General features: G+C 62.7%; 25 protein-coding genes. 10 read left to right on the plus strand and 15 right to left on the minus strand.

The window, feature by feature from the left end; genetic code table 11:
- Positions 1-23 precede the first annotated feature (23 nt).
- The 5 genes from AC04SF_RS10975 to AC04SF_RS10995 form a co-directional block, all read right to left on the minus strand.
- The gene (locus AC04SF_RS10975) at positions 24-1,115 is read right to left on the minus strand and encodes a methylenetetrahydrofolate reductase (protein WP_488477798.1); all 1,092 of its coding nucleotides are present in this window, start codon (positions 1,113-1,115) and stop codon (positions 24-26) included.
- Positions 1,112-1,708: a methylenetetrahydrofolate reductase C-terminal domain-containing protein gene (locus tag AC04SF_RS10980; RefSeq protein WP_096447008.1), complete on the minus strand. Its 597-nt coding sequence runs from the start codon at positions 1,706-1,708 to the stop codon at positions 1,112-1,114. The genes AC04SF_RS10975 and AC04SF_RS10980 overlap by 4 nt, the downstream gene beginning before the upstream one ends.
- Positions 1,701-2,003, minus strand: a complete 303-nt coding sequence (locus tag AC04SF_RS10985; RefSeq protein WP_091575482.1) for a virulence factor — start codon at positions 2,001-2,003, stop codon at positions 1,701-1,703. Before AC04SF_RS10985 ends, AC04SF_RS10980 begins: the two co-directional genes overlap by 8 nt.
- Before the next feature lie 203 nt (positions 2,004-2,206).
- Positions 2,207-2,989: a formyl transferase gene (locus AC04SF_RS10990; protein WP_488477799.1), complete on the minus strand. Its 783-nt coding sequence runs from the start codon at positions 2,987-2,989 to the stop codon at positions 2,207-2,209.
- 87 nt (positions 2,990-3,076) lie between these two features.
- The gene (locus AC04SF_RS10995) at positions 3,077-3,652 is read right to left on the minus strand and encodes a DUF4893 domain-containing protein (protein WP_488477800.1); all 576 of its coding nucleotides are present in this window, start codon (positions 3,650-3,652) and stop codon (positions 3,077-3,079) included.
- A 150-nt stretch (positions 3,653-3,802) separates the two neighbouring features.
- Between AC04SF_RS10995 and AC04SF_RS11000 the strand changes: the two genes are divergently transcribed.
- Positions 3,803-4,726: an NAD-dependent epimerase/dehydratase family protein gene (locus AC04SF_RS11000; protein WP_488477801.1), complete on the plus strand. Its 924-nt coding sequence runs from the start codon at positions 3,803-3,805 to the stop codon at positions 4,724-4,726.
- 12 nt (positions 4,727-4,738) lie between these two features.
- Here AC04SF_RS11000 and AC04SF_RS11005 read toward each other — a convergent pair whose 3' ends face one another.
- A complete protein-coding gene (locus tag AC04SF_RS11005) occupies positions 4,739-5,368 on the minus strand; it encodes a DUF1638 domain-containing protein (RefSeq protein ID WP_488477802.1) in 630 nt (209 codons plus the stop codon).
- Between the two features lie 54 nt (positions 5,369-5,422).
- On the opposite strand from AC04SF_RS11005, the gene AC04SF_RS11010 reads away from it, so the two are divergent.
- A complete protein-coding gene (locus tag AC04SF_RS11010) occupies positions 5,423-5,560 on the plus strand; it encodes an entericidin A/B family lipoprotein (protein ID WP_019858698.1) in 138 nt (45 codons plus the stop codon).
- An 85-nt stretch (positions 5,561-5,645) separates the two neighbouring features.
- Here the strand turns inward: AC04SF_RS11010 and AC04SF_RS11015 are convergent, their stop codons facing one another.
- Complete coding sequence (locus tag AC04SF_RS11015) at positions 5,646-6,344, minus strand: corrinoid protein (RefSeq protein WP_032930649.1); 699 nt, start codon at positions 6,342-6,344, stop codon at positions 5,646-5,648.
- Positions 6,345-6,633: 289 nt separating this feature from the next.
- Between AC04SF_RS11015 and AC04SF_RS11020 the strand changes: the two genes are divergently transcribed.
- From AC04SF_RS11020 to AC04SF_RS11030, 3 genes are all read left to right on the plus strand, one after another.
- The gene (locus AC04SF_RS11020; protein ID WP_096446992.1) at positions 6,634-8,208 is read left to right on the plus strand and encodes a trimethylamine methyltransferase family protein; all 1,575 of its coding nucleotides are present in this window, start codon (positions 6,634-6,636) and stop codon (positions 8,206-8,208) included.
- A gap of 98 nt (positions 8,209-8,306) precedes the next feature.
- Positions 8,307-8,993, plus strand: a complete 687-nt coding sequence (locus tag AC04SF_RS11025; protein ID WP_488477987.1) for a hypothetical protein — start codon at positions 8,307-8,309, stop codon at positions 8,991-8,993.
- A 142-nt stretch (positions 8,994-9,135) separates the two neighbouring features.
- Positions 9,136-9,873, plus strand: a complete 738-nt coding sequence (locus AC04SF_RS11030; RefSeq protein ID WP_488477803.1) for a dienelactone hydrolase family protein — start codon at positions 9,136-9,138, stop codon at positions 9,871-9,873.
- Between the two features lie 17 nt (positions 9,874-9,890).
- Here the strand turns inward: AC04SF_RS11030 and AC04SF_RS11035 are convergent, their stop codons facing one another.
- Both AC04SF_RS11035 and AC04SF_RS11040 read right to left on the minus strand, forming a co-directional pair.
- On the minus strand, positions 9,891-10,439 hold the full coding sequence (locus tag AC04SF_RS11035; protein WP_488477804.1) for a chromate transporter: 549 nt from the start codon (positions 10,437-10,439) through the stop codon (positions 9,891-9,893).
- On the minus strand, positions 10,439-11,017 hold the full coding sequence (locus tag AC04SF_RS11040; protein ID WP_488477805.1) for a chromate transporter: 579 nt from the start codon (positions 11,015-11,017) through the stop codon (positions 10,439-10,441). The genes AC04SF_RS11035 and AC04SF_RS11040 overlap by 1 nt, the downstream gene beginning before the upstream one ends.
- Before the next feature lie 261 nt (positions 11,018-11,278).
- On the opposite strand from AC04SF_RS11040, the gene AC04SF_RS11045 reads away from it, so the two are divergent.
- The 3 genes from AC04SF_RS11045 (at position 11,279) to AC04SF_RS11055 (ending at position 14,639) form a co-directional block, all read left to right on the plus strand.
- A complete protein-coding gene (locus tag AC04SF_RS11045) occupies positions 11,279-11,842 on the plus strand; it encodes an RNA polymerase sigma factor (protein WP_488477806.1) in 564 nt (187 codons plus the stop codon).
- Positions 11,843-11,844: 2 nt separating this feature from the next.
- Complete coding sequence (locus AC04SF_RS11050; protein ID WP_488477807.1) at positions 11,845-14,004, plus strand: vWA domain-containing protein; 2,160 nt, start codon at positions 11,845-11,847, stop codon at positions 14,002-14,004.
- A 365-nt stretch (positions 14,005-14,369) separates the two neighbouring features.
- The gene (locus AC04SF_RS11055; protein ID WP_488477808.1) at positions 14,370-14,639 is read left to right on the plus strand and encodes a hypothetical protein; all 270 of its coding nucleotides are present in this window, start codon (positions 14,370-14,372) and stop codon (positions 14,637-14,639) included.
- Between the two features lie 15 nt (positions 14,640-14,654).
- On the opposite strand, the gene bmt is transcribed toward AC04SF_RS11055, so the two are convergent.
- Positions 14,655-15,677, minus strand: coding sequence for a betaine--homocysteine S-methyltransferase (bmt, locus tag AC04SF_RS11060; protein ID WP_488477809.1), 1,023 nt, complete (start codon positions 15,675-15,677; stop codon positions 14,655-14,657).
- 132 nt (positions 15,678-15,809) lie between these two features.
- Positions 15,810-16,667, minus strand: coding sequence for a helix-turn-helix domain-containing protein (locus AC04SF_RS11065; RefSeq protein WP_477222167.1), 858 nt, complete (start codon positions 16,665-16,667; stop codon positions 15,810-15,812).
- A 230-nt stretch (positions 16,668-16,897) separates the two neighbouring features.
- Between AC04SF_RS11065 and AC04SF_RS11070 the strand changes: the two genes are divergently transcribed.
- Both AC04SF_RS11070 and AC04SF_RS11075 read left to right on the plus strand, forming a co-directional pair.
- The gene (locus AC04SF_RS11070) at positions 16,898-17,908 is read left to right on the plus strand and encodes a fatty acid desaturase (RefSeq protein ID WP_488477810.1); all 1,011 of its coding nucleotides are present in this window, start codon (positions 16,898-16,900) and stop codon (positions 17,906-17,908) included.
- 91 nt (positions 17,909-17,999) lie between these two features.
- Positions 18,000-18,827: a phosphate/phosphite/phosphonate ABC transporter substrate-binding protein gene (locus tag AC04SF_RS11075; RefSeq protein WP_488477811.1), complete on the plus strand. Its 828-nt coding sequence runs from the start codon at positions 18,000-18,002 to the stop codon at positions 18,825-18,827.
- Here the strand turns inward: AC04SF_RS11075 and AC04SF_RS11080 are convergent.
- The 4 genes from AC04SF_RS11080 to AC04SF_RS11095 form a co-directional block, all read right to left on the minus strand.
- Positions 18,792-20,147: a M24 family metallopeptidase gene (locus AC04SF_RS11080; protein WP_488477812.1), complete on the minus strand. Its 1,356-nt coding sequence runs from the start codon at positions 20,145-20,147 to the stop codon at positions 18,792-18,794. The genes AC04SF_RS11075 and AC04SF_RS11080 overlap by 36 nt on opposite strands.
- Positions 20,148-20,156: 9 nt before the next feature.
- Positions 20,157-22,727: a GcvT family protein gene (locus AC04SF_RS11085; RefSeq protein ID WP_488477813.1), complete on the minus strand. Its 2,571-nt coding sequence runs from the start codon at positions 22,725-22,727 to the stop codon at positions 20,157-20,159.
- Positions 22,728-22,801: 74 nt separating this feature from the next.
- Positions 22,802-24,379: a trimethylamine methyltransferase family protein gene (locus AC04SF_RS11090; RefSeq protein ID WP_488477814.1), complete on the minus strand. Its 1,578-nt coding sequence runs from the start codon at positions 24,377-24,379 to the stop codon at positions 22,802-22,804.
- Positions 24,380-24,553: 174 nt separating this feature from the next.
- Entirely contained in the window at positions 24,554-25,630 is a 1,077-nt protein-coding gene (locus AC04SF_RS11095) for a hypothetical protein (protein ID WP_488477815.1), read from the minus strand.
- Positions 25,631-25,786 lie beyond the last annotated feature (156 nt).

The following is a 25,786-nucleotide window of genomic DNA, read 5'->3' on the forward strand; positions in this document are numbered from 1 at the left end:
CGAATGGTGATCCTCCGCGCGGATCAATGCGCGGTCTTCACCATGTCCACCTGGGTTTCGGTAATTTCGTCGTGCAGGATGTGGTCGAGCCGGTCGGCAACCATCTGGTCGTCGCGACGGATCTCGCGCTTCCAGGGCTGGCGGCCCTTGAGCACGCCCGATTCATCGACGATCTCGGCGACATATTCCTCCTGGCGGTAGGCCATCACATGGATGCCCGAAATACCGGGGATTTCCTTCACCTCGTTGATGATGTCGATGCAGAGCTGCTTGCCTTCCTTCTTCTGGTCCTGGGCGCCCTCCAGCCGCTTGATGATGGCATCCGGAATGTGGATGCCCGGTACGTTGGAGCGGATCCATTTGGCGGTCTTGGCCGAGGCGAGGGGGCCGACGCCGCACAGGACGAACACTTTTTCGGTGTGGCCGAGGTCACGCGCCTTCTGCATGAAAGTCCTGAACATCGGTACGTCGAAACAATACTGCGTCTGCACGAACTGCGCGCCGGCGGCGATCTTCTTGCCAAGATGGATCGGGCGGAAATCGAAGGGCGGCGCGAACGGGTTGACGGCAGCACCCAGGAAGACTTGCGGCGGCGTCGTCAGCTTGCGGCCGGACAGGAACTTGCCGTTGTCGCGCATGATGCGGACGGTTTCGAGCAGCGACATGGAATCGAGGTCGAACACCGGCTTGGCGCCTGGCTGGTCGCCGGCCTGCACGCCATCGCCGGTCAGGCACAGCATGTTGGCGACGCCCATCGCCGCACCGCCCAGCACGTCACCCTGGATGGCGATGCGGTTCTTGTCGCGGCAGGCGATCTGCATGATCGGGGCATAGCCCATGCGAGTCAAAAGCGCGCAGATGCCGACCGAGGACATGTGGCAGTTGGCGCCCGAGGCATCGACGGCGTTGATGGCGTCGACCCAGCCGTCGAAGATCTTGGCGCGGTTGTAGACGTCCTCGGGATCGGCGCTATCGGGCGGATTGAGCTCGGTGGTGACGGCGAACTCGCCACGGCGCAGCACGCGCTCCAGCCGGCCCCGGGACGAGTGGCCGGGCAGGGGATCGAGCGGCAGATGAATGCCGGCCGGGTTCTCGTCGCGCTGACGGACGGTCATGCGGCGGCTCCGGTCTTCGGCGCTGACGCGGCTTCACGGGCGGCCGCCGCCTGCGCGGTGACACGCAGCCAGGCCGAAGTTTCGCGCAGCGACTGGTCGACCGGCTTCTGCACGGTCAGGATCTTGTCGGAGTTGACCATGTTCTGCGACCCTTCCCAGGCCTTGACCCAGACGCAAGGCATATCGGGCTCGACCTCGCAATTGCCGTTGGCGCGCACGCCGCCGCAAGGGCCATTGCGCAGCTGCTTGGGGCAGTTCATCGGGCACGACATGCCGGTCGACGACAGGATGCATTGGCCGCACATGCGGCAATCGAACATGAATCCCTTGACGCGCTTTTCGACAAACTTGATCGGGGCTTCGACGCGACCGTAACCTATGCCTTTCCACAGGGGGTGGAGGAGCAGGAACATGTCGGCGAAACGGGAATAGAACCATTCCAGCAGGCGCGAATGCCGGATCGACCACAATCTCACCGCGAAAGACCGCTGCACGCGCCGCTGCGGCGACACGTCGGCCGGCTTGTAGTCGGACTTCGGCGCTGCCTTCTTGACCAGGGTGGCCTGTGTAACCGCCGGTTGCGTCTCAGACATTTTCTTTGCCGCCTGCCTTGACCAGAGCGACCAGCCGCTCGCGGTCATATTTCGTGTCGAGGTCCTGAAAAGCCTTTTCGACCTCGGCTTCGAGATCGTCGCCGACCGGAACGGGATCGGCCTTGCGCCATTCGGCCAGATAGTCGTCGGTGCCGCCGGCGCCGGTGCGCATGGCGCACATGTCGATGGCCTCGGTGAAGCGCAACGGCAGCTCGCGCTTGGCGTTCTGCCGGCCCTTCTTGACGATGACCTGGGCAGGGATGTCGCGCCAGTAGACGACGATAAGGTCGGCCATGAATTCTCGCTCCTCGAACTATCGAGCATTGCCGCATGCGCAGGGGGGCCGCTTGTTATGGGACGACGCGCGCGCATTCAAAAGCGACGCATTTCAATGTCGTAAAATGAAAGGTGTCTTTATTCGTTCGCGGCGCGCGCAAGAGGCAGGGTCCGTGCTCAGGAAAAGCCGTCTGGCTTTATGTGGTTCGGTGCTGACAAAGCCTACCAGATTCCGGTTCTGAGGCCGGTCCAGACATAGAACCAGATCGTCGGGTGATACCACTGTTTCGACGGCAGGCCGGGATCGATCGTCGTGAGGGTTCCAGCCAGCGCATCGCTGATGGCTTCGACGCATATGTCGCGCGAGAACGCCGCCTGGCGGAGCGCGTGACTTGAGATGGTGTCGCCTTTTTTCGGTGTGCCGCGCGCCTGCTTCAGCACGCCGCCAGTGTCGACGCCAGCATCGACAAGGTGGACAGTCGTGCCGAAATTCTGCGCATCGCCTGATATCAGAGCCCAATAGCCGCCATTCATGCCGCGATATTTCGGTGTGATGCCCGCATGGTAGTTGAGCACCGGGCAGGGCATCTTGCTTAGCATCTCAGCCGAGATCAGTCGGCAACCGTTGAGCAGCACGACACCTGGCTGGATCTTCTGGATCGCCTGCAGGCACTCAAGCCCATTGGCCGAGGCCACTCGGATGATCTCCTGGTCTGGTCGCGGCTCAACCTCCAGTTTCTCCTCCGCGATCAATCGCGCGCTATGGCTGGCCAGGAGCCGCTTGCCCAACCTGCTCAGCACCATCGTGCCAAGCTGGCCCATGGCCGAGATCCAGCCCTGGCGGCGAGCCCGGCCACGCAGCAATTGCTTTTTGGATTCAGGGGTTTCGAGGACGACGCTGACAGGACCAACGCGATCGGCGATTGTGTTGATCATGGCCCAGACATGACCACCGCCGCCGGTCACGACGACGATCGGCGCGTTGGTTCCAACCGATGATGACATAGCCCGCTTTCCTGCCTTGCACGCGGCCGGCCGCCGCATGCTGGCCGGATTTTGTGCCGGAATCGGGTTAAATCTTGATGACCACGCTCAGCGCTTGAACTCGATGATGTCGAGCTTCGATTCGTAATAAGGTGCGGGAAGTTCGATGCGCCATTCCTTTGCACCGGTGCGGAAGGCGTAGCCGACTTGGTCGGTCTGCGGACCGCTGCCATACGGCTTTGCCTTGTCATCGTTGACGGAGCCGGAACCGAGATAGATCGAGCGCTTCTCGCCATCGTCGAAGAAGCGGCCCTGGGTGCGCTGCGAGCCGCTGATCTTTTCCAGCCGCCAGCCGGAACCGTCGTCGATCACCTTGCACTTGAACCAGCCATAGATGACGAGCGGGCTCAACCCGCCCGCCTTGATGGTGCGGCACTTCCAGTTGCCGGTCAGGTCCTTGTCGGAAAACGACACCAGCGGCTTCGCCAGCAAGGCATCGAGCTGTTTGACGTCGATCGGGTTGCCGGCCTTCGCCTCGGTGAGCGCCGCCTTGCGCGTCTCGCCGTACTTGTCGAGGCGCGTCTTGTCGGCAGGCGTGATCAGCTTCTGCACCTGGCCGTCGGCGAGGGCGGGCAGGGTGCAGCAGAGCAGGCCGATGGCGGCGAAAAGGGGACGAAGGATCATCTGGAACTCCCTGGATAAAATGGCAGTCGATAAAAATGGCAGTTAATGTCTGGAGCGGCGCCGTTGCTGGCCGCTACCTGACTTTATCGGGTCGCTCGCGCCTGTCATCCGTGCTTAACAGCGTCACCGTCAAAAATCATGGTGTGACGCATGCGAATCTTGCTCACGGGATCGTCGGGTTGGCTGGGCAGCGCGCTGGCGCCGCGCCTGCGCGCACTTGGCCATGAGGTGATCGGTCTTGACCCGGTTCCATCTTTTGAAACGCAGATGATCGGCTCGATCGCCGATCGTGACCTGGTCATGCGGGTGGTCGGAGGCAACCGAATCGAAGCCATCATCCACAGCGGCTCGCTGCACAAGCCCAATATAGAAAGCCGCGCCAACAGCGATTTCGTCGCCACCAATGTGCAAGGCACGCTGAACCTGCTCGACGCGGCGGTGGCGACGGGCGTGCAGCGCTTCGTCTTCACCTCGACGACGTCGCTGATGATCTCGCAGGCGATACGCGACGGCTTCAAGGGCGGTGCCCGCAAGGCGGCCTGGCTGACGGAGGCGATGTCGCCCGAGCCGCGCAACATCTATGGGGTCACCAAGCTTTCGGCCGAACATCTCTGCCGCCTCTATCATCTCCAGCATGGCCTGCCGGTGGTCGTGCTGCGCACGGCCCGCTTCTTTCCCGAAGCCGATGACATGGCGCACGCGATCGAACAGTCCGATGCCAACACCAAGGCGAATGAATTGCTGTTCCGCCGGCTGACGGTGGAAGATGCGGCGGAGGCTCATGTCGCCGCGTTGGAGAAGGCGCCGCAGCTGGGCTTCGACATCTTTATCGTCTGCGCGCCGACGCCGTTTCGGCCCGACGACTGCGACGCGCTGATCAGGGACGCGCCATCGGTCGTCGCGCGCTATTTCCCGGACTTTCCGGCGCTCTATGCGCGCAAAGGCTGGACGATGTTTTCCTCCATCGACCGCGTCTATGACGCATCGCGGTTGCGGGAGAGGCTCGGCTTTGTCTGCAAGACGAGCTTTGCCGATGTGCTGGTGGCGCTAAGGGCGGAGAATGGGCCAGCGTAAGCGCAGGACCGCTCAGGCGACCTTCGCCGCCAGCGCCATCCCGGCAGTCAGGTCGCCATAGCCGGTCGGGCGGCGCTCATAGGCGAGGCCGAGCAGGCTTGCTGCCTTTTCCGCGACCTTGTCGAGTTCCGGATCGTCGGTCTGGGCGAGATAGACCAGCTTCTCGTAATTGCCGAAATAGTCCTTGATCAACTCGGGGTGCTTGTCGAGACCGAGCGGCTTCATGAAGAAGGCATCGAACTGGCGGCAAAGGAAATCCGTCATGTAGAAGGACATCATGTCGTCGTCGGCGATTTTCGCATAGGCCTCCATGCCTTGATAGAAGGCAAAGCAATGCGGGCCGGCCATGCGCTCGACGCCATGCTTCTCCAGGACGCGATCAAGCAGGCCGCCGGTGCCGCAATCGGCATAGCCGACGAAGATGTGCTCGTATCCCTCGGCCTTTGCCTTCTCGATCGCCTTGTCCATGGCGGGCGCGATACGGTCGGGATAGAAATGAAACTCCGCCGGCAAACAGGTCAGTTCGAGGTGGTCGAGCCCAAGCTGTTCCTTGACGGCCAATACCTCGCGCGCAATCATCCCGCAGGCGATGACGAGCAGCCTGTCTGTCTGATTCGGTTTCGTTTTTTGCGTCTTGACCAAGTCGAGCCGGCTTTCGCTGCGGGGCTAATTTATCTGTCGAGGGAGACACCGTCCATGAAACTGCTGCGCATTGCGCCGATAGCCATCCTTGCCTGTGCCTTGGCCCTTACGGCCTGCGCCAACACCATTCGGGGTGTCGGCAAGGATGTCAAATCGACGGCAAGGGCTGTCAAAGACACTGTCGCCAACTGATCGTCAGCCCCCTCCATCATCTGGGAACAAAAAAGCCGCGCTGCAAGGCGCGGCTTTTCCTGTCTGTCCATCCTGATGCCTTGGATCAGGCGGAAGCGCGCACGTTGTGCTTGCGCTTCATGAAGTCCTTGGCGGTCTCGACCGCCACCGCGGCATCGCGGCAATAGGCGTCGGCGCCGACGGCCTTGCCGAATTCCTCGTTGAGCGGCGCACCGCCGACCAGCACGACATAATCGTCGCGGATGCCCTTTTCCTTCATCGTGTCGATGACGACCTTCATGTAGGGCATGGTCGTGGTCAAAAGCGCCGACATGCCGATGATGTCGGGCTGATGCTGCTCGATCGCATCGAGATATTTCTCGACCGCATTGTTGATGCCGAGGTCGATGACGTCGAAGCCGGCGCCTTCCATCATCATGCCGACGAGGTTCTTGCCGATGTCGTGGATGTCGCCCTTGACGGTGCCGATCACCATCTTGCCCTGCTTCGGCGCGCCGGTGGCGGCGAGCAGCGGACGCAGGATGAACATGCCGGCCTTCATGGCGTTGGCCGAGAGCAGCACTTCGGGAACGAAAAGGATGCCGTCGCGAAAATCCTCGCCGACGATGCGCATGCCTTCGACCAGCGCCTCGGTCAGCACCTTGTAGGGCGCCCAGCCACGCTCCAGCAGGATGCGCGTGCCTTCCTCGATCTCTTCCTTCAAGCCGTCATAGAGATCGTCGTGCATTTGCTGCACCAGCTCGTCGTCGGAAAGTTCAGAAAGGATGATCTCGTCGTCGGACATTTTTATCCAGCTCCTCACGGCATCGCGACTGTGTCGCAAGGCACAAAATTTTAGCGCTCATACCTAACCCGCAATGGGCGGGTATCCATAGCTGATTTGCGACTTCCCGCAAAAGGAAAGCGACTGGAAAATCTATTGGTTTTCTTGTCGATTTTGCGACAGGCGTTGGCGCGGACGGGCCGTTTCGAATAGGGTGCATGGCTACGATCCGGCGAAAGCCGCGCCATGCGGCCGCAACGGTTACGGACCAGCCATCGTCAGGCCAGGCCATATTCAGGGAAGAGCGATCATGAGCGAACACGCGGCAGTCGACCAGGAAGCGTCAAACGCGCGGCGTGGGCGCGGTGCGAGCGGCGGAGCAGCAGCCAGGCGCGCGGCGCGCTCCGGCGGCGGGCCGGGCACCCAGCTCACCTACATCAAGCGCAAGATCAACGTCTATGAGGTGCTCAACGAAGAGGGCCTGGCGCTGATCGAGAAGAACACCGATACGGTGCTCGAAGAGATCGGCATCATCTTCCGCGATGACGCCGAAGCGCTGCAGCTGTGGAAAGAGGCCGGCGCCGACGTCAAGGGTGAGCGCGTGCATTTCCCGAAGGGGCTTTGCCGTTCGCTGCTCAAGACCGCGCCGTCCGTCTATACCCAGCACGCCCGCAATTCCGAACGCTCGGTGCAGATCGGCGGCAACGCCACCGTCTTCGCGCCGGTCTATGGCCCGCCCTTCGTGCGCGACCTCGACGGCGTCCGGCGCTACGCGACGATCGAGGATTTCCGGAATTTCGTGAAGCTCGCCTATATGGCGCCGTCGATCCATCATTCGGGCGGCACGGTGTGCGAGCCGGTCGATGTGCCGGTCAACAAGCGCCATCTCGACATGGTCTATTCGCACATAAAATATTCCGACAAACCGTTCATGGGATCGGTGACCGCGCCGGAGCGCGCCGAGGACACGGTGGCCATGGCCAAGCTGGTGTTCGGCGACGATTTCGTCGAGAACAACACGGTGCTGACCAGCCTGATCAACGCAAATTCGCCGATGGTGTTCGACGAGACCATGCTCGGTGCGCTGAAGGTTTATTCGCGCCACAACCAGGCCTGCATCGTCACGCCGTTCATTCTGGCCGGCGCGATGAGCCCGGTGACGGTCGCCGGCACGCTGACGCAGGTTCTGGCCGAAGTGTTGGCAGGCGCATCGTTCACGCAGCTGATCCGACCGGGCGCGCCGGTGCTGTTCGGCACCTTCGCCTCGTCGATCTCGATGCAGTCGGGCGCGCCGACCTTCGGCACGCCGGAGCCGTCGCTGGTGTCCTATGGCGCGGCGCAACTCGCACGCCGTCTCGGCCTGCCGTTCCGCACCGGCGGTTCGCTCTGCGCCTCAAAGGTTCCGGATGCGCAGGCGGCCTATGAAAGCGCCAACACGCTGAACTCGACCATCCTGGCCGGCACCAACTTTGTCCTGCATTCGGCTGGCTGGCTCGAAGGCGGACTGGCGTCCTGCTACGAAAAATTCATGATGGACATCGACCAGCTCGGCATGACCCAAAAATTCTCCGAAGGCGTCGACCTGTCTGAGAATGGCCAGGCGATGGACGCCATCCGCCAGGTCGGGCCGGGCAGCCACTATCTCGGCTGCGACCACACCCAGGCGAATTTCCAGACGGCGTTCTATCGCTCCAACATCGCCGACAACAATTCCTACGAACAGTGGCTGGCCGAAGGCGAGAAGACCGCGCCGCAGCGCGCCAACGAACTCGCCCGCCGCTGGCTGGAAAGCTATGAGGCGCCGCATCTCGATCCCAGCATCGACGAGGCCCTGAAGGAGTTCATCGCCAAGAAGAAGGGGTCGATGCCCGACGCCTTCACTTGAAAGGAGCCCGAGTCAGGCGGGGCTAAAGTCGCCAACATCATCCACAAGGAAGTCTGGCGGAGCGCTTTCTCCGACCCGGACAAGAAGGGATGACTTTTGTGCGCGGCATGATCGAAGGGATCACCGCCGCGCTTGGCGCCAACGGCCTTATCCTGCGCGGCGGCTTTGTTTTTCCTGACAACGAGGATGCCCTTCATGGCGCCTCGGGTGCGCCGGCAAGGTCTCTGTTGCTGGTCGGGCAGGCGGGGGCGGCACCCTGGCCGCATTTCCTGCGCTGGCGGGAGCAGCAGCCACCGACAATCGCCAATCCGTTCGACAGCTGGTCGCGGCAGGTCATCGGCGCTGTGGCGGAAGCATTCGGCGCACGCGCCGTTTCACCTTCCGACAAGCCCTATCTGCCATTCCAGCAATGGGCGATGCGTGCGGAGGGGCTAAAACCGTCGCCGCTTGGTATTCTCATGCACCCGCTATACGGGCTTTGGCATGCCTATCGCGGCGCGTTGCTGTTCGAGGAGGAGATCGCGCTTCCGCAGCAGGGCGAGGCGATCCATCTCTGCGACGCCTGTGTCGCAAAACCTTGCCTGAAATCCTGCCCGGTCGATGCCTATTCCAGGGACGGCTTTGCCTATCAGGCCTGCCTGGCGCATGTGCGGGGAGCGAATGGCGAACCGTGCCGGAGCGGCGGCTGCCTCGACCGCAATGCCTGTCCCTATGGCATGGAATATCGCTATCCACCTGATATCCAGGCCTTCCACATGGCGAGCTTTGCACGGGCCGCCAGCTGATCAAGCCTTCCTCGTCGAGCCCCTGAAGCTTGCGAACGCGTCACGCGATCCTGCACGAAATGTTGACGGCTACTTTCAAGCAATGCCTTGCCGTGGCGGTTTGTGCGGATATGTATCGCCCTTCGGATGAACGGAGCAGGCAATGACCAAGCAGGACCTTCAGATCAAGACCCGTGATGGCGTGGCCAAGGCGGGCCTGTTCCGCTCGGCCAAGGCCTCCCCGGCGAAGGCCGGTGTCATTCTCTATCAGGATGCTTTCGGTCCGCGCCCGGCGCTCGCTGGCATGGCCGAGCGGCTGGCGGGCGAGGGTTATGCGGTGCTGGTGCCGGACCTCTTCTACCGCAACGTGCCTTATGGTCCGTTCGACGCCAAGACCGCCTTTACCGAGGAAAAGACCAAGGCAGCGCTGATGGCGCTGGTCACCGGCACGACGCAGGAAATGACCATCGGCGACAGCGCGGCCTTTCTCGATGCGCTCTCCGCCGAGGACGTCACCGGGCCGATCGGCACCGTCGGCTATTGCATGGGCGGCGCGCGAGCATTGAACGCCGCCGCGGCCTATCCAGACCGGATCAAGGCCGTCGCCAGTTTCCATGGCGGCAACCTCGCCAGCGATGCCGCCGACAGCCCGCACCGCAAGGCGGCGTCCATCAAGGCACGGGTCTATGTCGGCATGGCCGGCGTCGACCGGAGTTTCCCGCCGGAACAGTCGACAAGGCTGGAGGAGGCACTGCGCAATGCCGAAGTCGACCACGCGATCGAGAACTATGTCGGCATGGCACATGGCTGGTGCGTGCCGGACCACAGCGTCTACAACGAAGCCGGCGCCGAGCGGCACTGGCAAAGGCTGATCACGCTGTTTGCCGAAACACTGATCTAAGCGGTCGTGCGGATCGCCTAGGCCAGGCCGACCGCATAAACCCCGACGAAAATGACCACGCCTGCGCCGATCAAAAGCAGCGGATTCACCTTGGTCAGGAGAAGCGTTGCCGTCGATGCCAATGCGACGGCGCGCGCGAACCAGCCGCCATCGATGGCCTGCAGCAACACATAGGTCGAGGCGAGGATCATGCCGGCGGCAACTGGCCGGAGCCCCGTCTCCAGCGCTCGTTTCCAGCGCGCGCCGCCATCGCGGGACCACATATGGGCGACCGCATAGATCAGAAAGGTGGTCGGGCCGAAGATTGCTGCCGTCGACACGACGGCGCCCCAAAAGCCCGCGACCTGCCAGCCGATCAGCGTAACCAGCAGGGATCCCGGCCCTGGGGCCATCCGCGAGATGGCGAAGGCGTCGACGAATTGCGCCTGGCTCAGCCACTGATGGACATCGACGACCTGCCGGTTGATATCGGCAATGGCGCTCTGCCCGCCGCCAATCGTGACAAGCGAGAGCGGAGCAAAGACCGCCAGCAAGCTGAGCAGCGAAGTGTGCGGGCTCTCGCTCATCAGCTTGCCGCGGCGTAGGTGTAGGCGACGCTGGCGAAGCCGGCGGCAAGAACGACCCAGAAAAGCGGCCAGTGCAGAAGCGCGACGGCAATGAATGTGCCGGCCATGATCGCAATGGGAACAGCCGTTCGAGGCACCGCTCGCGCGGCTGTGATGCCCATCGACAGCGACAGGCCGACAGCCGCCGCGGCGGCTCCGGTCAGCGCCACATGCGTCAGCGCGTAGCGCGACAACGATGAGAATACCGCCCCCAAAAGAACGATGACGATGGCGGGCGGAACGATGATGCCGACAAAACCAATGACGGCGCCCCGCCAACCGAGAAGCTTGTAGCCGATCCAGACCGCCATGTTCTTGACGTTGACGCCTGGCAGCGCCTGGGAAATCGACAGGCCGTTGAGAAATTCTTCCTGCGTCATCCACTTGCGGTTTTGAACGAATTCCCGCAGCAGCCAACCGCTCACTCCACCCCCGAAACTCGTTAGAGCGATGCGTGTGAAAACCCAGAACAGCTGCGAACAGCTGGGGGTGGATGCTGTTTCCGGTTCCGACATGTTCGACGTTCTGACCGCGACCATCTCTCTGTTGGAGCATCATCTTGTTGGAGCATGATCTTTCCGAAAACCGGTTCCCACTTTTCGGGATCATGCTCTAGCAAGAGAACCAGAGACCCGAGTCGACATGGAATTGCCAGCACCATGGTTGATGCCAGCGGGCCACTCTTTCTTGCGCCTTATGTGAAGCCGTCCCGGCAGGCGATTTGAGCGTCAAAGCACTGGGCTGAAAAAAATCTTTGCATCACCCCAAGGATTAGCCATTAGCCTTCGTCCAACAGGCAAATGATTGCGATGATGCTGGATGAGAGCGAAGCCTCCGACGCCGAACTGATCGGGCGGGCGAAGGGCGGAGACAGGGGGGCCTTCGGCACATTGCTGGAGCGCCACTACGACTTCGTCTATCGCGCCGCCTATCGCTGGTGCGGCAAGAAGGCCGATGCCGAAGACATCGCCCAGGAAGTCTGCGTCCGGCTCGGCAAGGCGATCCGCGACTATCGCGGCGGCGGCGCCTTCACGACATGGCTCTATTCCGTGACGATGAACGCGGCGCGCGACATGATGCGCAAGACCGCGCGCGAGACGGTGAAGACCGAGGCCTATGGCGTCCATGCCCTGATTTCAGGCGAGGCCCCGGCCGAGAGCGAGGATCCGGCCGAGGCGCTGTGGGCCGCCGTGCGGCAGCTTCCGGACAAGCAGCGCGACGCCGTGCTGCTGGTCTATGGCGAGGGCTTGAGCCACGCGGCCGCCGCCGAGGCGATGGCGATCTCGGAGACGACGGTTTCCTGGCACATCCATGAAGCGAAGAAACGGCTGAAGACATTGATGCGTTCAGCCGGGGAAGTGTGACCATGGTCGACGACAACGAACTCAACAGGCTGCGCGACATCGCAGCGCCGGCGCCGGGCGAGAGCGCGAAGGCGCGCGCCTTCGAAGCCGCCATGCGCGCCTATGATCAGGAAAATATTTCTGCCGTCAGCCAAGGATCGGTCGGCGGCCTTCGTCTCACAGAGCGAGCACAAAAGCTCTGGAGCGAGATCATGCAAAAGAAACTCATTGCCACGCCGGCTCTTGCCGGGCTCGTCGCCCTGCCGATCGCCGGATACGCCACCTTCCATATGCTGAGGGAACAGCCGTCCAAATTCGGCGGCGACGAAAAGATTACCGAGACGCTGGCCGACAAGCCGGCGACCCTGAAGCCGGCCGAGCCGAAGCAGGCTCCGACCGGGTTGGAGAAGGACAAGAAGGCCGACGCGGATGTGGAAAGCCGCGACGCGACCGACGCGCTTGTGGCGCCGGCCTCGCCACCGAAATCCGAATCGACCGCGGTTGGCGGCGCGGCACGGCAGAATGCACTGGGGCGTGGTGTGCCGGCTGATGCTCCGGCAACAATCAACGAAACCGAGGCGGGCACTTTGAAGGCTTACAAGCCGGCACCTGCAACAGGTGAATTCGCGTTGGATGGTAGCACCAGGACCGCGCCCTACGCGTCACGGGTCGCTCGCGTGCCGGGAGCCGACTCCAAATTGATGGCACCTCAGCCGACCATCGCGCCGGCGGATCAGGTCGCACCGCAGGAGGAGAACCGCAACCGCGTCCAGGATTTCAAGACCAATCCGGTGCATGCGGCACTAGAGGATCCGGTCTCGACCTTCTCGATCGATGTCGATACCGCCTCCTATTCCTTCGTGCGCCGTTCGCTGAAGGAAGGCTCCGTGCCGCAGGCCGACACGGTGCGCGTCGAGGAGATGATCAATTACTTCCCCTATGACTGGAAGGGGCCGGACTCGGCATCGACGCCGTTCAACTCGACCGTCAGCGTCATGCCGACGCCGTGGAACGAGCACACCAAGCTGATGCACGTCGCCATCAAGGGCTTCGACATCAAGCCGACCGAGCAGCCGAAGGCCAATCTTGTCTTCCTGATTGACGTCTCGGGCTCGATGGACGAACCCGACAAGCTGCCGCTGCTCAAGTCGGCATTCCGGCTGCTGGTCAGCAAGCTCAAAGCCGACGACACCATCTCGATCGTCACCTATGCCGGCGAGGCCGGCACCGTGCTGATGCCGACCAGGGCTGCCGAGAAGGATAAGATCCTCAATGCCATCGACAATCTGACGCCCGGTGGTTCGACCGCCGGCGAGGCCGGCATCAAGGAAGCCTACAAGCTTGCCCAGCAATCCTTCGTCAAGGACGGCGTCAACCGGGTGATGCTGGCCACCGACGGCGACTTCAACGTCGGCCAGAGCGACGACGATGATCTCAAGCGCCTGATCGAACAGGAGCGCAAGTCGGGTGTCTTCCTGTCGGTATTCGGCTTTGGGCACGACAATCTGAACGACCAGATGATGCAGACCATCGCCCAGAACGGCAACGGCACCGCGGCCTATATCGACACGCTGGCCGAGGCGGAAAAGGTGCTGGTCGAGGATGCCTCCTCGACGCTGTTCCCGATCGCCAAGGACGTGAAGATCCAGGTCGAGTTCAACCCGAACAAGGTCTCCGAATACCGGCTGATCGGCTACGAGACCCGGGCGCTCAACCGCGAGGACTTCAACAATGACCGTGTCGATGCCGGCGATATCGGTTCGGGCCACTCGGTCACGGCGATCTACGAGATCACGCCGAAGGGTAGCGGCGGCGAGCAGATCGACCCGCTGCGTTATGGCCAGGCCACGGTCAACAATGGCGGCGTCGCCAACGCGGACGAATATGCCTTCGTCAAGATCCGCTACAAGCTGCCCAACGAAGACATCTCGAAGCTGATCACCACGCCGGTGACCTCGGCCAACGAGGTGGCGTCCTTCGACCAGGCCAGCACCGACCAGCGTTTCTCCGTCGCGGTTGCGGCCTTCGGCCAGAAGCTGCGCGACGAGGATGCGACGGCGAAGTTCGGTTACGACAAGATCATGGAGATTGCCACTGCCGCCCGAGGAGCCGACCCGTTTGGGTACAGGTCCGAGTTCCTCTCACTCGTGCGCCTTGCCTCGGCGCTGGGCGGTAACCGGTAGTGGCGATGACGGCCGGTTTCTTTCAGATGGGATCGTTCTGACCGAGGAAACCGGCCTACGGGCGGGTGAGGCAGGCCGGCGAGGGGTTCATTCCCTTGCCGGCCTTTTTTTCGGATCCGTTGATATTCAGGTGAGGCCGGTCTGCAAACGGCAGCTTCCTCCGCTTCCGGTGCTCACGTACGAAAAGTACGCTCCGCTCCGGTTCTCGGAACCTGCCGTTTTCGACTCGGCCTGACCTGAATCTCAACGGATCCTTGGGGCGGCGATTACTGGCATGATCGTTAAACTTCGCGGTATTTCCGGTACCGGATCGCAATGTCCTATTGTTACACCGGTCATGTTTACAGGGCTTGAGGGAGCCGGAATTGCAGATCACGACTATCGCCAACTCGGTACCGCCGGCACGCGACGCTTCGCCGGTTTCATCCGCCCCGTCAGCCGAATCCAAGCGTATCAGCGACGATGTCGCACAGGCGCGCCATACCGCCATGTCGGCGCTGACCAACGATCGCTTCCGCGCCATGCTGGAGCAGATCAGCGATCCGGCTGCATCCGGCGCGCTGATGACGATGCGCGGCGACAATGTCGTCGATTTCAAGTCGGCGCAGTCGAGTTACGCCGACAACAGCGAATAATCGAAAAAGATAGCTTCAGGCCCGGCTGCGGCGGCGCTCTCGGCGGGCTTCGCTGGTCTCGGCGGTGTTTTCGGTCGCCACTTTGTTGCGCATCGGACCGATGCGCTCGACGATCGCGGCGACAGTCGGACGATCCGCCTTGGTGTGGGCGTCGAGCGCCTTGCGCATTGCGGCAAGATGCTGGAACGAGGTGCCGCAGCAGCCGCCGACGATCTTGGCGCCGGCATCGACGGCGAGACGGACATAGTCGGCCATGAGTTCCGGCGTGCCGGAATAATGGATCTCGGTGCCGCGGAATTCGGGAATGCCGCAATTGCCCTTGACGATGACGGTCGCCTGCGGTTTCGCCTCGGTCATGTCGAGCAGCGAGGCCAGGATGTCCGAGGCGCCGACGCCGCAATTAGCACCAACGCCGAGCGGTGCCTCGGACAGGCCGTCGACGACGCCGTGGATGTCTTTCGGCAGCAGGCCCATCATGGTGCGGCCGGCCGTGTCGAAGGAGCCGGTATAGGTGTAGGGCAGGCCGACGCGGATCGCGGCTTCGGCGGCGGCGCGAATTTCGTCGGGCGCCGACATGGTTTCGATCCAGGCGACTTCAGCGCCGCCTTCCTTGAGACCCTCGATCTGTTCGGCAAAGGCGTTGACCGCCTCGTCATAGGTCATGGCGCCGAGCGGCACCAGCAATTCGCCGGTCGGGCCGACGGAGCCGGCGACGATCACCTTGCGGCCGGCCTTGTCGGCAACGGCGCGGGCAATCTCGGCGGCGCGCTTGTTGAGCGCATGTACGCGGTCCTGCGCATGGTGGAGCTTCAGCCGATGGCGGGTGCCGCCGAAGGAGTTGGTCAGAATGATGTCGGCGCCGGCATCGACGAAATTCTGATGCAGGCTGGTGATGGTGTCGGGCGCCGTCTCGTTCAGCAATTCCGGCGCCTCGCCAGCCTCCAGGCCCATGGCGAACAAATTGGTGCCGGTGGCGCCGTCGGCCAGCAGCACACCCTTTTCAGCCAGCAAGGCATCGATCGGATTGGTCGTCGTCATCGGATTGGCTTTCGTGTTTCGAATTCGAATAAGGATATAAAGAAGTCTTTATGTCTAGTCAATGATTTGCCGCGACCTTTCGGCAATGCGATTGACCTGGCCCTCGGCCAAGGCCGGTCGACTGGCCGTCAATCAGACAGAGCCTGATGGGAACGACATGCCGGCCAGATTGCGCGCGTAAGCGGCCGCCTCGTGTGGGTTGATGTCGGCGGCGCGGATCAGATTGTCGAAATGCTGGGTGAGCGCCTGGATCGGCTGGGTGGCGTTCAGCACGACATACATGTCGCCGACATAGATGGCGGCGCGGTAGGGGCCGAAGATGGTGAGTGGGATCGAATAGCGCATGCGGCCGTCATAGAGAAACAGCCGGAAGGTCGGATAGAGATCGTCGAGCAGCGTCGCCATATGGGCGAGCTGCTGCCTACGGTCGGCCTCGGGAAAGCGGTCCCAGACGCCGAGGCCGCGCGCAAAGATCTCCAGCGTGTGGCGCGGCATGCAGACTTCCATGTCCGTTTCCGGCCGCCGGTTGTATTCGATGCGGTATTGCGTCTCGCTGGCCTGCGCCAGACGGCTCCTGTTGGTGATGTTGGCCTCGTAGTCGACGAGCGCGCGGGTACGCAGGAGATCGGGAATACCGGCCGGGACGTAGCGGATCTTGGTGCCCGCGGCCTCGGCGAACCATTTGGCGAGCAGCGTGCGGTCGAAACCGTCGGGCGCTTCCTCGATCTCCAGGCTTTCGCGGATTTCGCCGGTGACGCCTTCGTCCTGGCTGAGGCCGAGCAGCCAGTCCAGCGACACCTTGAATTCTGCGGCGATGTTGAGCAGCGTTTCGGCGCGCGGGAGGCGCGTCGAGGCGCCCGACATCAGCTGCGACAGCGCCGACCGGTCGATGCCGACCGCCGACGCGAATGCCGACTGGTTGAGGTCGGAGCGTGTCAGGAGCAGCTTCAAACGCTCCCGGAAGATTGCTGACAGGTCGCGTTTGTCCATCGTCCGGTCCTCCGAATCTTGAGGAAAAATTTGCGCCGAGACGGGCCAGCGGGGCGTCTCAGGCGTAAATGAATCCCTAAGCTTGTTTACAATGTGTAACATGTGCGGTCAAAAATGCGCAATCGCAACATTTTGTATACTTTGTCGCGTTGAGTGGAATCATTTCTCCTGACACTATGTTGTCAGGAACCATTAGGGGTTCCGGCGACTGAGGGACAGTGGTCGATAGCATGACAGGCAAGAGCATCAAGCGACGCAACGCACCGGCCATCGAATGGCCCACCGTGGTTCTCGCTTTCTTCTGTTACGGAACATGGCTCGCCACCGGTTTCCTGCTCTGGCCGCCCTATCCCATCCTGGCGCTCGCTCTCCTCGGCTTTATCCTGGCACTGCAGTCGTCGATCATGCACGAAGTGCTGCATGGCCATCCAACGCGCAGCGCGCTGATCAACGAGGCCTTCGTCTTCCTCCCGATCGGCCTGGTCTGGCCGTTCCGCCGCTTCAAGACGCTGCATTTGCGCCACCATGCCGACGAGCGGCTGACCGATCCGCTCGACGATCCGGAGAGCTATTATCAGGCGCTGTGGCAGCACGACGGTCTGCCGCCGACGATGAAGTTCCTGCTCAAAATCAACAACACGATGGCCGGCCGTTTCTTCCTCGGCCCCTGGCTGTCCTGCATCGGCTTCTTCATCGACGATTTCAAGCAGATGATGGCCGGCGACAAGGCGATCCGCAAAGCCTGGCTGCTGCATGCGATCGGCCTCGCCATCGTGGCGCCGATCGTGCAGTTCGGCTTCGGTATTCCGCTGTGGCTCTACATCCTGGCGCCGGTGTGGCTCGGCCAGTCGCTGATTGCGATCCGCACCTTTGCCGAGCATCAGTGGTCCGAGCATCCGGAAGGCCGCACTGTGATCATCGAACGCTCGCCGTTGTCGTTGCTGTTCCTGAACAACAACCTGCACTTCATCCATCACAAGACGCCCACGGCGGCCTGGTACAAGCTGCCGAGACTGTTTCACGAGCGCCGTGACGAGTGGCTGCGGATGAACAATGGCTATGCCTATCCGAACTATTTCGCGCTGATCAAAGCCTATGCCTTCAAGGCGAAGGAGCCGATCGTGCATCCCGTGCTGCGGCGCGCGCCCGAGCACGGTCGGGCATTCAAGCCGCGCATCCGGGCGCGCAACATCAATGGGCTCGGCACTGCGCCGGTGCCCGCCGAGCCGCCCAAGGAATAGTTCGGGGCATTCTGCGAGAGGTGTCGGCCAATTCTGATTGGACGCCGCGTTTTTGCGATCCTTTTTCCAGATGTGATGATTTGATATCGGCATGATTGAATCGATTGCGGCGTTGCCAATGTATGACTGGCCCGAAGTGCGCGGCGAGGTCGACGCGCAATGGGTACGTCTGCGCGATGCCTTCCGGCAAAAGGGCATCGATGCGCCGCAGACCATCGTGCGCCGCAATGGCGACCTGCCGCCGGTGCCGGGTGGCATCCACGATGCCGAGGGAGCCTTGATCGCGCCGGACCCGGCGACATTGCCGCCGGACGAACTCGATTACCACCAGCTCTGGCTGCACCCGGCGCTGCTGTTTGCACAGACCTGCTGGGGGCCGATGGAACTCGGCCTGTCCAGCCATGTGCAAGTGGTCGGCCAGCCAAGCTATGACGCCTATGAAGGCGGGCAGGGCGAGCTCTATTCCAGCGCGCTGGTCATGCGGACGGGCGAGGGGCCGGAGGCGCGATCGCCCGCGGACGGCAAGGCCTTGCTGCCGCTCGACCTGATGCGCGGCAAGCGCTTCACCTTCAACAGCCTCGATTCCATGTCGGGCATTATCGGGCTGACGCGCGACCTGCAGGCAGCCGGCGAGAGCCTCGACATCTTTTCCTCGCGTAGCGCCAGCGGTGGCCATCGCGCCTCGATCGTCACTGTGGCCGAGGGCAGGGCTGACATCGCCGCCATCGATTGCGAAAGCTGGGCGCTGGCACAGCGTTTCGAACCGGCGGCCCGCAAGGTCGCGATCGTCGGCTGGACCGCACGGCGCAAGGGCCTGCCCTTCATCACCGCCGGGACAACGCCGGAAAAGACAGTCAAGGCAATGCGCGAAGCCCTTGCCGGGTTAGCCGAGAAGCCGCGCATCCAACGGGTAGGTTGAAAGCTGCTCGTTGCCGGTCTCGGTGATCAGGATCTGCTCCTCGATCTTGACGCCTTCGTGCCCGCCAAGCCTGCCTATATAGCTTTCCACGCACAACACCATGCCTGGCTCGAGCACGCCGTCCGGCGTATCCAGCGTCCAGTCGCTGGCATGCGGCAAGGTCGGGTATTCGTCGGCCAGGCCGACGCCGTGATAGAGCACGCCGTAGCGGGTCGGGAAGCAGTCTCCCGGCGGCACTGCCGAGCGTTCGACAAGGTCGCGGAAGGAGATGCCGGGCTGCATCAATTGCGTGTTGTGCTCGATCTGGTCGGCGGCAATACGGAACAGGTCGCGCTGTTCGTTGGTCGGCTTGGTATCGCCGCAAAGCCAGGTGCGCGAAAGGTCGGCGCAGAAGCCGTAGGGACCGATCAGGTCGGTGTCGAAGGCAACGAGGTCGCCGGCCTCGATCACGCGCGACGAGCATTCCTGGAACCACGGATTGCTGCGCGGACCTGACGCCAGCAGCCGCGTCTCGATCCATTCCCCGCCGCGCGCAATGTTGCCGCGATGCAGTTCGGCCCACATTTCGTTCTCGGAAATGCCGGGCTTCAGCGCCTGTTCCATCTCGCCCATCGCTGCTTCGCAGGCGACGATGGCGCGGCGCATGGCGAGGATTTCATCCGGTGATTTGATCAGCCGCGCATTCTCCATCACCGCCTCGCCATTGCCGATGGAGATACCAAGCCGCGCCAGTTCCTCGACGCCTTCCGGGTTGAGATGGTCGACGGCGATGCGGCTGTTGCCGCCGCCATGTTCCCTGACCAGATCGGCAATGCCGGCGGCCCAGCGGCGGACCTTTTGCTCGGTGAGTTCGCCGCCATAGAGATACATCCACGACACGGCCGGGCGCACTTCGTCGACGACGCCGGAATGGTCGGAAAGGTGCTCGCAAGAGAAATAGTCGAACAGCACCACCGGTCCCTCGGTGGCGACGAAGCAATGCCGCGTCGGGTTGTGCGCCACCCACAGCTGCATGTTGGTCGAGTCGGTCGCGTAGCGGATGTTGACGGGGTCGTAGAGCAGGGCGCCGGCATAGCCGCGGCGCTTCAGCTCGGCGCGGATGCGCTCCAGCCGGTATTTGCGCATCGCCGGAAGATCGGGGGCGGCAATGCCTGCCGCCGCCCATTCCGCCTCAGCCTGTGCGCCATAGCCCAGCACATGCTGGTTGAGCGAAGCCGCCTTCTGGCGGGAGCCTTCGCGCAATTCCTCGATCGAGCCCGGCTCGAACGGCATGATCTTGCGATGGCGGCCGAATCCGCCTTTTGGCGCCGCGCTGTCCATGGTCGACCCTCAGGTCCGCATCTTCTCGCCGCTCGGGTCGAAAGGTGCCTCGACATTGATGCGCGCCGGGCGACGGCGGCCGAGGATCTCGATCTCGAACAGGCCGGCGCTTTCGTCCTCGGCAAGTGCTGCCGGAACGTAGCCCTGCGCCATCGACTTCTGGACATAGTGGGCATAGCCGCCCGACGTCACCCAGCCGACCACGCGCCAGTCGCCGTCGACGATGCCGCGCACGGCGGACGCGCCTTCGGCAGCCTTGGAACCACGCACTTCCTTGCCCTTGTCGTCAAAGCGCGGCGCGCCATAGCCATGCGGCTTTTCCACCGTGCCGTAGTCCTTGCTGACCTTGGCCCAGATTGGCTCGTCACCCATCACGTCGGCATCGGCAGCGTCGACGATGAAGGAGACGCGGCGCAGTTTCGGTCCTTCCGCCTGTTCCTTGGCGGCAGCCTCACGGCCAATAAAGTCGTTCTTCTCGAGCTTGATAAAGCGGTCCATCGAGCCTTCGAACGGGCCGTAGATCGGGCGCAATTCGCGGAACCATGTCGGGAAGTTCTTTTCGAGACGCATCGACAGCAGAGCGCGCATGCCGAAATCGACGAGACCAAACTCCTCGCCGGCATCCTTGATCGCCTTGTAGACCAGGCGCTGGTAGGCCGGCGCCATCCAGATCTCATAGCCGAGATCGCCGGTGTAGGTGATGCGGTTGACCATGCAGGGCGCGCCGCCGACGGCCATTTCGCGGAAATCCATGAAGCGGAAGGCTTTGGTCGAGATGTCGACATCGACCAGCTTCTGCAAGAGGTCTCGCGACTTGGGCCCGGCGACCGACAGGCCGACCAGCGTCTGGTCGAAGCGGTGAATGCGCACCGAGCCATCCTTCGGCAAATGCTTTTCGAACCAGCGCATATGGTATTTCTGCGCGGCGGACGAACCCCAGATCATGAAGCGCTCTTCACCGGCCTTGGCGATGGTGAAGTCGCCGATCAGCTTGCCGAATTCGTTGATCATCGGCGTCAGTACGATGCGGCCGGTCTTCGGCATGCGGTTGGTCATCAGCCGGTTGAGGAATTCTTCCGCGCCCGGTCCCGACACCTCGTATTTGGCGAAGTTGGCGATTTCGGTGACGCCGACGCGCTCGCGCGTGGCGCGCACTTCCTCGCCGATCGGGCCGAAATCGTTGGAGCGATGGAAGGAGACGATGTCTTTCGGTTCCTTGCCTTTCGGCGCGAACCAGAGCGGGGTTTCGAGACCCCAGCTATCGCCCATGACGGCGTTGTTGGCGAGCATGGTGTCGTAGAGCGGCGTCGTCTGCGCCGGGCGGGCGGCCGGCAGTTCCTCATTGGGGAACCGGATCGAGAAGCGGCGCGAATAGTTTTCGCGCACCTTGGCGTTGGTGTAGCGCAGACCGGCCCATTCGCCGAAGCGGGCAACATCCATGCCCCAGACGTCGAAGCCCGGATCGCCATGCACCATCCAGTTGGACAGTGCTAGGCCAACGCCACCACCCTGGCTGAAGCCGGCCATGACGGCGCAGGCGCACCAGAAATTGGTCAGGCCCTGCACCGGGCCGACAAGCGGGTTGCCGTCGAGCGCAAAGGTGAAGGGGCCGTTGATGATCTGCTTGATGCCGGCCTTCTCGATGCCGGGGAAATGCTTGAAGCCGATTTCCAGCGACGGCGCGATGCGGTCGAGATCGGGCGGCAGCAGTTCATGGCCGAAATCCCAGGGCGTGTTGACCGGCGACCACGGCTTGCAGGCCTTTTCATAAGTGCCGAGCAGGATGCCGTTGCGCTCCTGGCGGGTGTAGATCTCGCCCTTGAAGTCGAGCACGCCGATCATCTCGCGGCCGGTCGACTTGTTGAACTCCTCGACCTCCGGCATTGGCTCGGTCAAGAGGTACATGTGCTCCATGGCAAGCACCGGCAGCTCGACGCCAACCATGCGGCCGATCTCGCGCGCCCACAGGCCGCCGCAATTGACGACATGCTCGGCATGGACAGTGCCCTGCTCGGTGACGACGTTCCAGGTGCCGTCCGGCTGCTGGGTAAGATCAACGACGCGGTTGCGCAGCACGATCTCGGCGCCGAGCTTCTTGGCCGCCTTGGAGTAGGCGATGGTGGTGCCGGACGGGTCGAGATGGCCCTCGACCGGATCCCACATGGCGCCGACGAAGTTCTTCTCGTCCATCAGCGGGAACATCGCCTTGGCTTCCGAAGGCGTGATCAGCTCGGTGTCCATGCCGAGATAGCGGCCCTTGGCATGGGCAAGGCGCAGGAAGTCCATGCGTTCCGGCGTATCGGCCATCATGACGCCGCCGGTCAGATGCAGCGAGCAGGACTGGCCCGAGATTTCCTCGATCTCCTTGTAGAGCTGCACGGTGTAGGCCTGCAGCTTGGCGACATTGGGATCGCCGTTCAGCGTGTGGAAGCCGCCCGCCGCGTGCCAGGACGAGCCGGAGGTCAGCTCCGAGCGCTCGATCAGCATGATGTCGGTCCAGCCGGCCTTGGCCAGGTGATAAAGCACCGAGCAGCCGACGACGCCACCGCCGATGACAACCGCTTTTACATGGGATTTCATGAAGATAGGTCCGTTTTTGCGCAAATTGAGTCAGAGGTTTCGATCGCTGGCGTGACGATGCACACCAAGCACAGTCAAAAATCGGTCGGCGCGCCGCCTTCGGCCGTGCGCTTCTCTACGAAAGCGTTGAGCTCCTCGCGGATCGCCGGGTCCATGTAGGGCTCGTCATAGGACGCCAGCCGCTCTTTCCAGACCTTGTTGGCCTTTTCCAGCGCCGTCGGCGAGCCGGCTTCCGCCCAGGTCTCGAAATTGCGCCAGTCGGAAAGGATCGGCGAATAGAACGCGGTCTTGTAGCGGTCCTGCGTGTGCTGGGTGCCGAAGAAATGGCCGCCGGGGCCGACCGACTGGATGGCGTCGAAGCCGAGCGCCTCTTCGGACAGGTCGAGCGGGGTGAGGAATTCGGCCACCATCTGCAGCAGGTCGATGTCCAGAATGGTCTTCTCGTAGGAGCAGCGCAGGCCGCCTTCGAGCCAGCCGGCGCCGTGCATCATCAGATTGCCGCCGCCCTGGATGGCGCCCCACAGCGAGAACACGCTCTCATAGGCGGCCTGCGCGTCGACCGTGTTGGCGGCGCAGGTGTTGGAGGTGCGGTAGGGGATGTTGTAGCGGCGGGCAAGCTGGCCGCCGACGAGCTGCGCCTTCATATATTCGGGCGTGCCGAAGGCCGGTGAGCCGGACTTCATGTCGACATTGGAGGTGAAGCCGCCATAGCCGACAGGCGCACCCTTGCGCACCATCTGGGCGAAGGCGATGCCGGACAGCGCCTCGGCATTCTGCTGCACCAGCGCGCCGGCGATGGTGACCGGCGCCATGGCGCCCGACAAAGTGAAGGGCGTGACGACAACGACCTGGCCCTTGCTCGACATCTGGATGATGCCTTCCATCATCGGTACGTCGAGCTTGAGCGGCGAATTGGTGTTGATGATGGTGAAGACGGAGGGCTCCTCGAGCAGTTGCTCGTGGCCGATGCCGCGCGCGATCCTGGCGATCTCGATGCCGTCGACATTGCGCTCCTTGCCGAGCGAATAGATGTGGAACACCTTGTCGGTCAGCGTGGCGAGGTCGCGGATGCATTCGAGGTGGCGGACCGACGGATGGATATCGGTCGGCTCGACCGGATAGCCACCAGTGCAGTTCAGGATGTTGTGCATCTGCGCCAGGCGCAGGAAGTTGCGGTAGTCCGCCTGGTTGCCGGGCCGGCGGCCGCGATCGATGTCGGAGCAGTTCGGCGCCGACGCCATCATCGACAGGATCACATTGTTGCCGCCGAAGCGGACGTTGTGCGCAGGGTTGCGGGCATGCAGCGTGAATTCCGACGGGCAGTTCGAGATCAGATCGAGGATCATGTCGCTGTCGAAGCGCACCCGCTCCGAGCCTTCGCGCACATCGGCGCCATGTGCCTTCATGATGCGGCGGGCTTCGTCGTGCAGGACGTCGACGCCGATCTCCCTGAGCACCCGCAAGGAGGCGAGGTGGATCGATTCCAGCTCGTCATCCGAGACCAGCTTGGTCGGCGTGAGCGGGTTTCTAAGCTGGCGGAAAGCCGGCTGCTCGAACGCGGCCGAGCCTCCGGCGCGCTTTCCGGCGCGGCCGCCACGGCGGGCACGGTCGGGCGCCAAAGCCGGTTCTAGGGGGTGTAGGGCGGCGGTCATGATGGTCCTCGTACGATGCGAACAGCGGGCGGCATAATGGACCGGCGGCCCGCCGGCCATTGCGGAGGCGGCGACCACTAGGGCGAGGGAAGCGACATGCCGGAACGGCAGCTTTGCGAGAGTCTCAAATGACCGGTTGATTGATCTCGCGCTCTTGAGTTTGGGTGTCGGTCCTCAGTTCCAACCGAGGATGGTGACGGACGGCTCGCGATGAAAGACAAAGTAGCTGCGGTATACATAGTCCAATGAATGTATCGCCATTGCCCGCGCCGCGCGCGACGAAACGTGAAAAGTTGAGCGGTAGTAGGACGTTAGGGACGACACTGCTTTTGGATACTGCCTGCGTAGGACGCGATAGGCCTTGCGGTAAGCTGGACCTTGCATCGCCCATTTCTTCAGTCCGTCATCAACTTCGGCACGTGAGTTGTAGAGTTCGCGTTTCAACGCCCACGGACGTATGGCGGCGTTGGCCCAAGCCTGCTCCACCTCATATGCTATACGCGCGGTCGGCTGAAGCGTGCCTTCATCTTTTCCCGGCCCCAGCGCCGCGGCAAGCAGGGTTGCCAAGCGTTGCACCGGTTTGGGGACCAGCAGCACCGCTCGGGTCAACTCAGGCATGAAGGCGATGTGACAGTGGGGGGACATCCCGGCTTCGTCCAGACTGTATACGTCCCAGCTTCCTTCCTGATTTTGGTCGATTGCCCACAGTTGGCCCGACGCCGAATTCTGCAACAGTTGCAGTGGGCGCCAAACCTCTTGGATGACGGGCCGCAGACCATGTGTTTGTGCCTGCTGGGGATCGACCAAGAACGTTTCAACGGGAAGCGAAGGGTCGACCAGATAATAGCTGTACCGGTCGCCGCGCCAGCCAACTGCGCTCTCCGCCACGATCAGTCGCTTCCCATTCTGTGGCGAGATTTGCCAATACAGATTGCGCAGCGTGTTCGGGTCGCCCGGATAAGCGATTTTGTCGAACACTTCGGGGTCGGCGATCTGGGCGTTGCCAGCCTCGATATGCTCTTCGCCGATGCTGAGCACCAACCGGGACATGGCAGCGGCCGCGATGGGCAAGGGCGCCCTCATGCTGAACGTGTCGGACCTGAATTGCGCCGAGGCCATCGCCAGAGCCTCGACACACTCCGAGCGCCGTGTGTCACCCGTCATCTGCGGCCATGCGAACGCTGTGCCGGCGGTGAAAAGCATGCAGGCGCCGGCAATCGCCGATTGCTTGAAGACGGTGGAAACGGTCATTGCATCCTCGCTCGTAACCCGTACGAACGATGCGCTTCCTGACGCCAGCCGGCGTAGCGTTTTGTTTGGCCTTGATTGGCATCGGCGGTCGCGCGATGTATGCCGTTGTGCGGATTTGTCCGGTGCAATATGAGGCCAGATATCGAACCTTCAGAG

This window comes from Mesorhizobium sp. CNPSo 4671 (assembly GCF_057784245.1).